10 protein-coding genes are annotated in these 13040 nt (G+C 62.6%); 5 read left to right on the top strand and 5 right to left on the bottom strand.

Annotated elements, in window-relative coordinates:
• The 4 genes from ACVWY5_RS23515 to ACVWY5_RS23500 are packed head-to-tail and all read left to right on the top strand — an operon-like array spanning window position 1 to window position 3640.
• The gene (locus tag ACVWY5_RS23515) at window positions 1–1032 is read left to right on the top strand and encodes a branched-chain amino acid ABC transporter permease (RefSeq protein WP_028338327.1); all 1032 of its coding nucleotides are present in this window, start codon (window positions 1–3) and stop codon (window positions 1030–1032) included.
• A complete protein-coding gene (locus ACVWY5_RS23510; protein WP_028338326.1) occupies window positions 1029–1781 on the top strand; it encodes an ABC transporter ATP-binding protein in 753 nt (250 codons plus the stop codon). The genes ACVWY5_RS23515 and ACVWY5_RS23510 overlap by 4 nt, the downstream gene beginning before the upstream one ends.
• Complete coding sequence (locus ACVWY5_RS23505) at window positions 1774–2490, top strand: ABC transporter ATP-binding protein (protein ID WP_028338325.1); 717 nt, start codon at window positions 1774–1776, stop codon at window positions 2488–2490. Before ACVWY5_RS23510 ends, ACVWY5_RS23505 begins: the two co-directional genes overlap by 8 nt.
• A 31-nt stretch (window positions 2491–2521) precedes the next feature.
• Window positions 2522–3640: a cobalamin-independent methionine synthase II family protein gene (locus ACVWY5_RS23500; protein WP_028338324.1), complete on the top strand. Its 1119-nt coding sequence runs from the start codon at window positions 2522–2524 to the stop codon at window positions 3638–3640.
• 13 nt (window positions 3641–3653) lie between these two features.
• Here ACVWY5_RS23500 and ACVWY5_RS23495 read toward each other — a convergent pair whose 3' ends face one another.
• From ACVWY5_RS23495 to ACVWY5_RS23475, 5 genes are all read right to left on the bottom strand, one after another.
• Window positions 3654–5381, bottom strand: a complete 1728-nt coding sequence (locus tag ACVWY5_RS23495; protein ID WP_028338323.1) for a caspase family protein — start codon at window positions 5379–5381, stop codon at window positions 3654–3656.
• Window positions 5382–5604: 223 nt separating this feature from the next.
• Window positions 5605–8205 (bottom strand): hypothetical protein, encoded by a 2601-nt coding sequence (locus ACVWY5_RS23490; protein WP_028338322.1) that lies wholly within the window; start codon window positions 8203–8205, stop codon window positions 5605–5607.
• 1 nt (window position 8206) lies between these two features.
• Window positions 8207–8956 carry a class I SAM-dependent methyltransferase gene (locus tag ACVWY5_RS23485; protein ID WP_028338321.1) on the bottom strand — a complete coding sequence of 250 codons (750 nt, stop codon included), beginning with the start codon at window positions 8954–8956 and terminating at the stop codon, window positions 8207–8209.
• A gap of 10 nt (window positions 8957–8966) precedes the next feature.
• A complete protein-coding gene (locus ACVWY5_RS23480) occupies window positions 8967–10454 on the bottom strand; it encodes a glycosyltransferase (RefSeq protein ID WP_051376450.1) in 1488 nt (495 codons plus the stop codon).
• Window positions 10455–10474: 20 nt separating this feature from the next.
• The gene (locus tag ACVWY5_RS23475; protein WP_028338319.1) at window positions 10475–11317 is read right to left on the bottom strand and encodes an FkbM family methyltransferase; all 843 of its coding nucleotides are present in this window, start codon (window positions 11315–11317) and stop codon (window positions 10475–10477) included.
• Between the two features lie 348 nt (window positions 11318–11665).
• Here ACVWY5_RS23475 and ACVWY5_RS23470 point away from each other — a divergent pair, with 348 nt between their 5' ends.
• Complete coding sequence (locus ACVWY5_RS23470) at window positions 11666–13021, top strand: hypothetical protein (protein ID WP_016843649.1); 1356 nt, start codon at window positions 11666–11668, stop codon at window positions 13019–13021.
• The last annotated feature ends 19 nt before the right edge of the window (window positions 13022–13040 follow it).

Here is a 13040-nt window from a genome sequence, read left to right as displayed (position 1 = left end):
ATGACGGCGCTGTCTGACGTATCCACTCACGCGATGGCCAGCGCGCGCTGGCGGGTCAGCGAGGTCGCGTTCTGGGCGCTGGCGCTCGCCTGCGCCTTCCTGTTCCCGTCGCGTTATTTGATCATGACCGACATCGTGCGGCTCGGCCTGTTCGCGCTGTCGCTCGACCTGATCCTCGGCTACGCCGGCATCGTCTCGCTCGGCCACGCGGCCTTTTTCGGCATCGGCGCCTATTCGGCCGGCTTGCTGGCGCTGCACGGCATCATCAACGAGCCCGTCATCGCGCTGGTCGCCGCCGGTCTGGTTGCGGCGCTGCTCGGCTTCCTGACCAGCTTTCTCGTCATCCGCGGTGTCGATCTGACGCGGCTGATGGTGACGCTCGGCATCGCGCTGCTGCTGGAAGCGCTCGCCGAGCGCTTCTCCAACATCACCGGCGGCACCGACGGGCTGCAGGGCATCGAAATGCAGCCGATCCTCGGTCTGTTCACCTTCGACATGTTCGGCAAGACCGGGTTCTTCTACTCGCTGATCATGATGTTCATCCTGTTCCTGCTCGCGCGGCGCGTGGTGCATTCGCCGTTCGGCCTGTCGCTGCGCGCGATCAGGAACAATCCGCTGCGCGCGGCCGCGATCGGCGTGCCGGTCAACCGCCGCCTGATCGCGGTCTATACGCTCGCCGCCTTCTATGCCGGGATCGCCGGCGCGCTGTTCACCCAGACCACGGCGCTCGCCTCGCTCGACGTCTTCTCCTTCGAGCGCTCCGCCGACCTGATGCTGGTGCTGGTGATCGGCGGCACCGGCTATCTCTATGGCGGCCTGATCGGCGCCGTTGTGTTCAAGATGCTGCAGGAGCTGTTTCAGAGCATCACCCCGCAATACTGGCTGTTCTGGATCGGCCTCGTGCTGGTCGTGATCGTGCTGGTCGGCCGCGTGCGCATCCATCGCTGGGTGCTGTTCGTGCCCAACCTGATCATCCGCCAGTTCGCCGGCCGCAAGGCTGCCGTTGCCGTGCCGGAGAGCGACGCGTCATGACGATCGCGCTTGAAACACGCGGCCTCGAAAAATCCTTCGGCGCCCTTCGCGTCACCCGCGATCTGTCGCTGAAGGTGATGCAGGGCGCCCGCCACGCGCTGATCGGGCCGAACGGCGCCGGCAAGACCACCGTCATCAATCAGCTGACCGGCGTGCTGACGCCGAACAGCGGGCGCATCCTGCTCGAAGGCAGCGACATCACCGAGCTCTCCGAGCACAAGCGGGTGTTGCGCGGGTTGTCGCGCACCTTCCAGATCAACCAGCTGTATCCCGATCTGACCCCGCTCGAAACCATCGGGCTTGCGGTCTCCGAACGGATGGGCCGCGGCAGCGACTGGTGGCGGCGGATGGGGACGCGCAGCGACGTCAACGCCGAGATCGCCGAGATTTTGACGCGCTTTCATCTGCTCGACGTGATGACCGAACTCACCTCGACATTGCCCTATGGCAAGCAGCGGCTGCTCGAGATCGCGGTCGCAATCGCCGCCAGGCCACGGGTGCTGCTGCTCGACGAGCCCGCCGCCGGCGTGCCCGAAAGCGAACGCCACGACATCCTGGCGGCGGTGGCGGCATTGCCGCGCGACGTCACCGTGCTCCTGATCGAGCACGACATGGACCTCGTGTTCTCCTTCGCCGACCGCATCTCGGTGCTGGTCAATGGCGGCCTGCTCACCGAGGGCGCGCCCGACGAGGTCGCGCGCGATCCGCAGGTGAGGGCGGTCTATCTCGGCGAGGCCGCCGATGCCTGACCTTCTTTCCATCCAGGGCCTGCGTGCCGGATACGGCGAGGCGGTGGTGCTGCCCGATATGTCGCTGGCGCTTGCGGAGGGCCAGGTGCTCGCGCTGCTCGGCCGCAACGGCACCGGCAAGACCACGTTGATCAATTCGATCGTCGGCATCGTCAGGCGCTTCGGCGGCAGCGTCGCGCTCGCAGGCTACGACATCACGGCAATGCGGCCCGACCAGCGCGCCCGCGCCGGGATCGGCTGGGTGCCGCAGGAGCGCAACATCTTCCGCTCGCTGACGGTGGAAGAGAACATGACCGCGGTGGCGCAGCCCGGGCCGTGGACGGTCGAGCGGGTATACGAGATGTTCCCGCGGCTGCAGGAGCGGCGGCGCAATTTCGGCAACCAGCTGTCCGGCGGCGAGCAGCAGATGCTGGCGATCGGCCGCGCGCTGACCCTGAATCCGAAAGTGCTGCTGCTCGACGAGCCGACCGAAGGCCTCGCGCCGATCATCGTTGAGGAATTATTAAAGGCGATCGGACCCATCACGCGCTCGGGTGGCATCTGCTCGATCATCGTCGAGCAGAACGCGCAAAAGATTCTGGGGCTGGCCGACCGCGTTGTGATATTGGAACGCGGCACGATCGTGCACGATGCCGCAAGCAGCGCGCTAAAAGCCGATCCCTCCGTCCTGGAGCGCCACCTCGGCGTCTCTGGGGCCAAGGCACATTAGACGGCACATTAGAAACGTCCGGGAGTTGACCATGCAGCGAACCAAGCCTCCGTTCCGCGCCGACGAGGTCGGCAGTCTGTTGCGGCCGCCGAAGATCAAGGAGGCTCGCGCCAGATTGGAAAAGGGCGAGATTTCCGCCGACGAGCTGCGCAAGGTGGAGGACATGGAGATCGAGAAGGTCGTGCACAAGCAGGCCTCGGTCGGCCTGAAGCTTGCGACTGACGGCGAGTTCCGCCGCTCCTGGTGGCACTTCGATTTCCTCAGCCATCTGACCGGCTGCGAGCTGTTCCATCCCGACATCGGCATCCAGTTCGCGGGCGTGCAGACCCGGCACGACGCCATCAGGGTGACCGGCAAGCTGGATTTCTCCGATCACCACCCGATGCTCGATCACTTCCGCTTCCTGAAGAAGTACGCCGACCAGGCGCACGTCACGCCGAAGATGACGATCCCCTCGCCGGCGGTGCTGCATTTCCGCGGCGGCCGCAAGCTGATCTCGAAGGAGGTCTATCCGGACCTCGAGGAATTCTATCAGGACCTCGGCAAGACCTATCGCAAGGCGGTCAGGGCGTTCTACGATGCCGGTTGCCGCTATTTGCAATTCGACGACACGGTGTGGGCCTATCTGTGCTCGCAGGAGGAATTGCAGAAGTCGCGCGACCGCGGCGACAATCCCGAGGGCCTGCAGGAGATCTACGCCCGGGTCATCAACTACGCGATCGCCGACCGTCCGTCCGACATGGTGATCACGACCCATGTCTGCCGCGGCAATTTCCGTTCGACCTGGATCTCCTCCGGCGGCTACGAGCCGGTCGCCGAGACGCTGCTCGCCGGCACCAATTACGACGGCTATTTCCTCGAATATGATTCCGACCGCGCCGGCGGCTTCGAGCCGCTGCGCTTCCTGCCCAAGGGCAACAAGGTCGTGGTGGTCGGCGTCATCACCTCGAAGTTCGGCGAGCTCGAGAAGAAGGACGCTATCAAGCGGCGGCTGGAGGAAGCATCCAGATTCGCCCCGATCGAGCAGCTCGCGGTGTCGCCGCAGTGCGGCTTTGCCTCGACCGAGGAAGGCAACATCCTCTCCGAGGAAGAGCAGTGGGCCAAGCTGCGGCTCGCCGTCGAGGTCGCGAGCGAGGTCTGGGGCAAGTGACGCGTAAGCGCTGTCAGTGCTCGGCGAGATAGACCTCGCCGAGCAGCGAGGAGTTCGACCACGGCACCTGCTTGCCCTTGGTCGCAGCGACGACCTCGGCGCGGACCCGCGTCAGCATCTGTTGCACCTCGAGGCCGGGCGTGCCGATATGGCGGGACAGCGCCGCCGAGAACGGGCTATTGGCGCCTTCGCCATCGAGCGCCACCTGGCCCGGCGCGGTCGCGAACGCGATCAGCGTGCCGGCGCCGAGCGTCGAGCCTGATCCGAGCGAGGCGGGCGCGGCAAGGCCGGATCCGGCCTCGATGCCGCGGCTTGGGCCCGCGGATGCCACCTGCGGCGCCATCGGATTGTTGCGGCAGGCATCGAGGATCAGGATGTTGGTGCGGATCTGATCGTCGAGACCGGCCATGATCACATCCATATCGACCATCGCGTCGGTCATGCGTCCGCCGGCCCTGAACGCGATATCGACCGGCACGAGATAGTTGCGGCCATCGACCTGCAGGCCGTGGCCGGCATAGTAGACCACGGCGATCTGCGACCGCGCCGCATCGCGCAGGAAATCGTTGATCGTCTTCTGCATGGTGTTGCGATCGAGATCGAGACCCTCCGAGACGGTGAAGCCGATGTCGCGCAGGCTCTTGGCGATGGCGCGCGCATCGTTGGGCGGATTGGGCAGCGCCTTCACATGCGCATAGGCGCCGTTCCCGATCACCAGCGCGACGCGCCGGCCGGTCGCCGCCGCCTGCGCCCGTGTGGCTGGCGGGGCCGGTGCCGTGACGGAAGCCGCAGGCGGCGCGGCTGGGCTGCTCTCGGCGACAGGCGCAGCCGCAGCCTTACGCGGCGCTGCGTCGGCCTCCCTCAGCAGCGCGAGCCGCACCTTGGCGGTGGCCTGGTTAGCCTTGCTGCCGGCGTCGGAGGCCACGCCCTCGAGCACCGAGGCGTAGTCGTCCTTGGCGTGGGCGGCGTCGCCCTTGGCTTCATAGGCGAGGCCGCGCTGAGTATAGGCCGAGATCAGTACGCTGCCCGGCGGCGTCATGATGTTGACGGGCGCTTTCGCCTTGGCGAGCCGGATCGCCTCCGACGTGTCCGCAATCGCACGCGCGATAGCGCCCTGGGCGCGCCAGACTACGGCCCGGCTGATCAGCGGCTGCGGCAGCGACGGATCGATCCTGACGGCCTCGTTGATGTCGGCAAGCGCGCCGTCGAGATCGCCGAGCGCCTGCTTCGAGGAGCCGCGGTTTTGGTAGGAGAAGGCCGATTTCGGAAGGGCCTTGATCGCGGCGTCGTAGTTGGCGATCGCCTTCGCATAGTCGCCCTTGCTGCGATAGGCGTTGCCGCGATTGTGGAAGATGATGCCGCTCGGCGGCCCCATGCGCAGCGCATCGTTGAAGTCGGCGATCGCGAGGTCGTACTCGCCCTTGTCGAAATAGGCCGAGCCGCGCAGATTGTAGACGGCGGTGCTGGGTTTGAGCCGCAGCGCCTCGGTGGCGTCCGATATGACCTGTGCGTAATTGCCCTTCTTGTTCCAGCCGACCGCGCGCCAGAAATAGATGGTCGCGAGCTTCTCGCCGGAAAATACCTTCAGCGCGATGATCTTGGTGCAGGCGTCGATCAACTGGTCGGCCGGCGTGGTCTCGGTCGTGCAGAGCGGGCCGAGCTGGGAGCGCGCCTGGGCGAAGCAGGGCGCCGACCACAGCATGGCGGCAAGCACGCAGGGGATCAGGAGCAGGCGGCGCATCGGTCATCCAGGGGATAGAGCCGTCACGGCGATCGGCGACGGCGCGGCGGTCCAGGCAGCGGTCATGACTGTTTGGTGATCGGGCAGCGAAGCGGGTTCAATGGGTGGGAACACGGACGTGGCAATCGATATCCGCGCCGCGCGGAAGCCTTCCGTTCCCAATGATGGGACGTTTGCGGCGGGTAAGCGCTGGAGCTACCTTACGCTGCGAACCGGCAAAATATTACCGCCTGGCTGCCGGCCACGGCTCCGCCTTCGTGACGTAGAGCCAATACGGCATCCCAAAGCCGGCATGTAGCTGGCCCCATTGTTTCACGTCGAGATGCCATACCTCAATGTCGCGACGTTCAACGACCTCCGCTGGCACGATATACAAGGGCTCGCCAATTACGTCCTTCTCCAGGCGCGGAGCAAACACGAAGCCAAAGGGTAAGGGGGGCATGATGGGGTGGATTAGATCCTGAAAGTGCTCGACCCCGCTTTGGGCGATGATGGCCGCGAAGTCCGAAAGATGAATGGACGGAATCTCGCTGCGAAGAGGTTGGCCGTCATCGACGACGAGGAAGCCAGACATCCGACGGCCGCCGAAGACAAAGGTCTCGTTCGGCAGTTGCGATAGGTTTGCGCCTTCCTGTTTGCCAGGCGCGAGGCGATAGGCTGCCCAAGGGACGCAAACGAAAAGCATTGCCGCCGCAGCTAACCCGACCAATCCGTTCCGGGGCAATCGAGAATGCGCCGCAGGCTCGGTCAATGACCCGACCCGGCTACTCATTCCCAGCGCAAAGAACAGCGCTATCATCGGCTGACTGGCAGCGAGAGCTCGTGCACCGTCATCGAAGTAAATGAATGCGGATGATGCCACGATGCTCGCCCAGAGAAGGGCCCAGAATGTGAGTTCAACAGCTTTCGTTCGTCGTATGGCGCCGTACAAAAGGCCGGCGATACATATCGCCGTCAGCACGTTCTGAGCGAGCCAATCAGGCTGGACGACCCATCCGTAGCCTCTCCAGAGCAGGCCAGGAAACGTCGTGGCGAATTCCGCGACGCTCTCGCCCAGTCGTCGGAAGAGAACACCAGGGTTCGCGCGGAAATGCGTCCAGGCGGCGGAGTAAAGTTGCCGGACCATGGCTTCTTCGGTGCCCACAATAGGCTTACCTTCCGCGGCGAGCTCCTTGAGGCAACCGTCCCAGGTCGTCCCCATCGAAAGGCCACAGAGCACGTAGGCAAAATTGCCAGTCGTCATTGAACCGGGGCCGGCCGCATAGACCCGTGGCAGCACCGAATTCAATCCGAGAACGCCGAGTAGAATGCAGAATGCTGCCAGGCCAATCCTGAGCTTTGCTTTGGCGTCCCGTCCGAATTGCCAGACCAGCCAGACCACCAGAGCAGGAAGCGTGAACATGCTCCCCATTCGCGTCATCAATGCCACGGCTGTCATCGCAAATGCGACCAGCGCGGCGCTGACAGAGCGATCGTGGAAGGCCTTGAGGAAGAACGGGATCGACAGCAGCGCCCAGAACAATCCGAGCGGCTCGGTGAGCGTCGTCGGCACGAAGTACCGGCTGTAGATATAGGCCAGCGCCAAGAAGGCTATTCCAGCCCAGACGCCGCGCCACTTCATGATCGCATGGGTCGCGAAACAAATCGCACCTGCCAGCAGGCAAGCTTGCAGGATCAGCATTTGCTGCAATGAAAGGTTGCCAAAAATCAGCAGAACCGATCTGAAAGCCGCAGCCAAGGGCCGCCGAAGGGCGAACCAACTCCACGTCCCATTGGTCACCTGACCGAAGGCGGACGCCAAGTAACCGTTTGCGTCTGAAAACGGAAGCAGGCCGCCAAGGCTCGTGGTGTTGGGATCGTTTGGCCTGACGATTCCCGCCCACATGGAGCTAATACAAAAAATGTAGGCACATGCGACGATCGGAAGCCCGCACCAGGTGAGCAGCCGTCGCGAGAATTGTTCGTATGACCTGATGAGCGTCTGTTGCAATGCGTTCGAGCCCATCGACCATGTCGTGGCGGCTCCGAGCCCAGCCAGCATCAAGAGCGGGTACGCGAGATATGGCTCGTTGTTGGCCGCCCACCTGGCGATTGGCGACCAACGAATGAGCGCGGTCGTTGGCAGCGCGTAGCCCATCATCAAGGCATAGAGACTGGTAAGCGCGAACACCGCCGAGGCAGCCAATGCGGTGCCGCAAAGTCCAGCCAAGATCCAGTAAGGGGCTCTTAAGGCAAAGGCCCTCGACTGTTTTCCAAACCGTTTCGCGAACGATCCGAGCGGACCAGAGTACGCGTAAGAGCCTAGCAGGGCTGTCAAAATCGCAAGGGCGGCGGTCAACCAGCTTCTCGGTCGAACACTGTACCGGAGTGTCACTGTCGCGGTCGCATCGTTGTTGACGTCAGGGGGAAGCGCGAAGATCACGCGATCCCCCCAATGGCTGAAGCCGGTCGTCGTGCCCGATCGAATGATTTCGTGAAGGGTGTGCGGGGGACCCATCCTGCGGCCGTCGATGCGCAGCTCGAGGAAGGACTGAAGGGGTTTCTCGCCGCTGTCGCCGAGCAGTGGTTGGCGCCACCATGGAGCGGGCGGTTCCTGCGGAACGCCCAGGATGAGGGAGGCCTGCGGCGGATTCGTCTCCGGTCCGAATGGGCCGGAAAATTCGAACTCCTTCTGCCTAATGCCGAGCTGGAGCGCGAGCGCTGCCAGCGTCAAGAGGGCGAGTAGCCAGAATACCGATCTCGCAGCGATCGACTTCCAGCCGCTGACATGGCGGGTAGAACCTGGCTCCACCGCAGCTCCGGTCCTCCCCAGAAGGTGCTGCATCCTATACGCGCTCCACCACGACGATCATTCGGAACGCGAGGTGCCTTCGAACAGGCGCTGGCACCATCCTTTCGAACCGTAGCGTCGGGCTGACCAGAGCCGCTGGAATCAATGACCACCTCTGAAATCCGCCGCTCATGGGATAGGCAAACAGGCTGTGCCAGTCCACGCTGCGCACACGCAGCGAGGGAACGGTCTGTTCCACGCGCCGACGCGCCGGCTCCGTGGCAAACAGCAGCGTGGGAATGGCCTGATTTGCGTCGAACGGGTCGCGATTGGGATCGATCGGCACCGGAGCGAATGGATCGGCCTTCATATCCACCGGCTCTTCGTGAAAGTGGTCGTAGAACCGGCGCGCCAGCGTCGTCATCGCGGGCTCGATCATCACCAGCCGTCCGCCTGGTTTCAGCACGCGTGACGCTTCGTTGAGGAATTCGATCGGGCGCTCCAGATGATGCAAGACGTCGAGCATCACCACGCCGCCAAATACGCTGTTCTGGAATGGCAGTCGGTGAGCGTCGGCCACGACATCGATGCCGGGAAAGCGCAGGATGTCGACGGAGACGACGTCCGGGCGAGTTTGCTTGATATGAGCGGTGCCTCCGCCGATATCGAGAATTGCACCCTCCGGACAGTTCTCAAAGAGCTGCCGATGGTAGTCCTGGTACAGAAGGCGTATCGCCTCCTTTGTTTCCCACACTTCGCGGTGGACGATCTGGCGCTGGTTCAAGCCGGCTGGATTGTCTGTCACGGCTCACCGATCATACAGCTTTGAGCTTGCGATAGGCGAATACGACCATCTTCAGTAGCAGCCAGCCGTCGCGAAAGCGCGAAATCTGAGTCTGGCCGAACGTGCGGGCCTTGTAGTGAATGGGCGTTTCGATCAGCTTCAGATTTTGCTTCACCGCACCGAAGATCAGGTCGAAGTCACCGAACGGATCGAAATTGCCGAAATAGGATCGCTCGCGCGCCAGCACCTCGTAGTCCTTTCGCAGCAGGACCTTGGTACCGCACAAGGTGTCGGTCAATCGCGTGTTGGTCAGATAGCTGAAGATGTAGGCGAAGCATCGATTGGCAATCAGGTTGAGCGGCCGCATCGCTTCGTTTTCCATCGGATAGATGAGGCGGCTGCCATTGACGAATTCAGCTTTGCCGCTTTCGATCACAGCATGGTACTTTGGTAACGCCTCGGGCGGCATGGTCAGGTCCGCATCGAGAATCATCAGGACGTCCTGCTTGGCTGCCGCAAAGCCTTTTCGTACGGCGTCACCTTTGCCCTTGCCGTCCTGCTTCAGCACCGTGATATCCCAAACGCCCCGATAGGCGTCGCGAACCCGCTCGCACTCCTCGAAGGTGCCGTCACTTGAGTTGCCCTCGACGAAGATGATCTCTTGCGCGCTGCCGAACCTGGGCATGCGCTTGATGGCGCTCTCGATGTTGCCACGTTCGTTGCGGCAAGGAATGAGGATGCTCGCCGAGAGCTTCCGGTCGGCAAACTGCCGTATGGGGCGCCCAACAAAATATGTCCGCAAGCAAAGATTGCGGATGCCCGGCAGCGGCGCGATGAACCGGTTGATGAAAGGCCCCAGCCCGAGCCACCGCCGCGGCAGCAATTGCCTTTGCTCGTGCCTGATGACCTCAAGGTCGGCAAGATCCATCAGATTAAGGAAGTCCGAGGTGGCGATATAATTGATCTTCGGCTGCCGGCTCTTCAGTCTGAGCATTTCTCCGATCTTGAGGATCGGTTCCCAGAGGGGGGAATAATAGGAAATCACCAGTCGCGTCGATGGTGAGCAGATCCTCTGGATCAGCCCAAGCGTTCCATCGATGTCGTCGAACATCCCGATCGTGTCCGCGATGACAATGTAGTCGAACGGACCTTCGATCGCGTCGAACGTTTGCGGATCTTCCACGTCGCCTTCATGAAATTGCAGATTGGGGAATCGCTCGCGCGCCCGCGTGATCGCCGCCTGGCTGAAGTCGACGCCCACTCCATAAGAAGGCTCAAGCGCGGCGAGCAGCTCGCCGCGGCCGCAACCCAGTTCAAGCACACGCTTCCCAAGAGGAATCAGAAAGCGCATGTACTGAAGGTCTTCGGCATAGTAGGCCGAATTGATCTTCCGCCAGCGCTCCTGTTCCCCAAGCGTGGCCTCGATGCGCTCCAGGAATTCGCGCTTACGGTTGCTGAGCGGCCGCGGCTCGCTGGACAAAGTCGCCACTGTGTTCGCCTGGGATGAATAAGAAGCCAATGCAATCTCCGACAGTCACGCTATTGCACACGGGCAATTGCATTGATGCAGGCGCCGTCCGAAACCATTCGGCCTAGTTCGGCGGCCGAGGAAGGCAGCGCGTTGCCGTGCTTTTCATCGAAAAAACGGTACCCGTTTGGAATGAAATACGAAAAGAGTTCTTCTAGGGAGGTCCCTCGTTCCTCGAGCACGTAGGGCGCCAGTTCCATGACGAAAATCGGCTTCACGTCCTTCATGAGCTTTGAGGCTCCGCGGAGAACGTCGCACTCGTAGCCATCCACATCCAGCTTGACGAGCTGCACCCGCAGATCCGGGAACTGGGCCAGAACATCGTCGAGTCTGCGAGCTTGCGCGGCTTCCGTGCGCATCTCACGCCCAAGGTGTTTTGCGTGCAAGCCGCTTTCATTGGTGAGCGGCCAGCTCGAATAGATGGCTGACGGAACGGGTTCGGCGTCCTTGCTGGTCAGGAAGCAGTGCAGAGGGATCACGCGCTTCTGCAGCTCGGGATTCAGTTCGAGATTGCGATTGAGCTTGCGGAAGGCGAAGTCGGTCGGTTCGAAGGCGAGAACGCGTCCTTCCGGACCAACGAGGTGAGCCAGATGGAGCGTGTGGGCTCCTACATTGGCCCCAATATCGAGGACCAGTGATCCGGGCTTCACAAGCTCGCGCAGCGTGGCCCTCGTTTGGCGCTCGTAGATATTGCCGAGATAGATCGCGAAATCGATGCCTTGCGCCAGGTCCAGATCGTAGTTGATGCCGTTTCTGACGGCGATCTGACGATCGGATCTTCCCAGCAGTGACCGTCCAGCGCGAACGGCGCGGTACATCAAGCGAGCGGCACCGATCTTGTGAGTGGTTTTCATTGGCGAATTTGGTGTCCCTAAAGCCGGCACTCTTAACGAACGTCGGCGCGGTTGTAAAACGTGCGGATTGGGTCGCTCGTCGAGCTCGGCTCCTCGATGCGAAGGGCTGTGGAACTTTTGTTTGAAAATCGGTGGTTGTGACAATTCGCGCCGCAAAAGAGCGGCGAGAGAGCGCATCCGATCGTGTGGACCGGGCGATAGCGGTCAAACAGGGGGGCGGTCGTGCCTCGCGGTATGGTCCTCCGATAGCGCGTAGGCCTTCCCTTGGTGGGAAGATGATGATATCAATTCACCACGTATATCTTCTGCCCACTCTTATCCCACTTGCCGCTGCCCACTCAAGGCGCCATGAAGAACGACGAAATCCTCAGTCAGATCACGGATTTCTGCCGTCGCTCCGACATGGCGGAGACGACGTTCGGCCGCCGCGCCGTCAATGACGGCAAGCTGGTGTACCGGTTGCGGGAGGGCAAGCGCATCACCATCGATACGCTCGACCGCATCAACGCCTTCATCGCGACCTCGACGCCGGGCGGCGTGGCGCCGCCGCGCGGCCTCGTGGTGCCGCCGGAAAAGCGCGATCCGCGGGGCAATTTCCGGTTCTTCGAGAACCGCCAGCGCTATTTGCTGTTCGTCCACACCTGCAGCGAGAAGCGGGTGATCGCCGACCGGGTTGCGCTGGAGCTGGCGGCCATCCACCCGCGGCCGCCGGCGCTGCGGGTGTTCGATGCCGGAATGGGCGACGGCACGGTGCTGGCGCGGGTCTTGCGCGCCATGCATGGCCGCTTCCCACATATGCCGTTCTATGTCGCCGGCAAGGAACTGAGCCTGGAGGACGTCCGCCTGACCCTCGACAAGGTTCCCGACCGCCTGTTCGAGCATCCGGCCAGCGTCTTCGTGTTCACCAACATGTATTACGCCGAGGCTCCCTGGCTGACGCCCAAGAACTCCGCGGCGGCCGCCAGCATGATCTGGCACGAGGTGGCCCTGCGCGGAGCGTCCTCGGGTGAGTTCGAGGCCCAGATCGCCGAACTCGGTCCGTTCCTGGAGCAGAACTGGCGCGCCAATCTCAGCCCCGGCAATGCGATGCCGATCTATGAGCGGCCGGTGGCGCTGGTCCTGTACCGGGACGATCACCGGTTCCTGCTCGATTCCATCATTCCGCGGGCCGGCCGCACCGAAGCCAATTTCGATCTTGTGATCGCCTCGCAGCCTTACCGTGCCAAATCCTCGGTGAACTTCCGCGCTAAGCGGATCATCGCGCCGCTGGCCCGAGCGCTGCGCGGCGGCGGACGGCTGATAGGAATCCACTCCCACGGCGGCGATCCCGGGCTTGAAATGATTCAAGCCGTCTGGCCCGGAGAAAATCCTTTCGCGGTCAGCCGTCATGAGATACTGCGCGCGGTGAAATACGAACTGGGGTCGGCCGGGCGCGAGCTCAACTTCAACGCCTACGCCGATAACCGCTCGATTTTCCGATATGATATGGAAGCGCTGCCCAATGAGGTGACCGGTTCGATCGGAACTTCGACGGCCTTTGCTGCGTGGAATGCGGCGGTGTATGTCGCGCAGATCGAAGATGAGCGGTTGACCGAAACGACCGAAAATGGACGAGCTCTCGAGGCCACGCGCGAAGTTCTCCGCAAACACAACGGGCTGTGGTTCTACGACGAATCCTACGTCATCTCGCGGCGACGAGACTGACATGCCGGGGACATATTCA

This window comes from Bradyrhizobium sp. USDA 3256 (assembly GCF_054058275.1).
The sequence above is the reverse complement of the archived record's forward strand: the minus strand, read 5'-3'. Positions and strand labels throughout refer to the sequence as shown.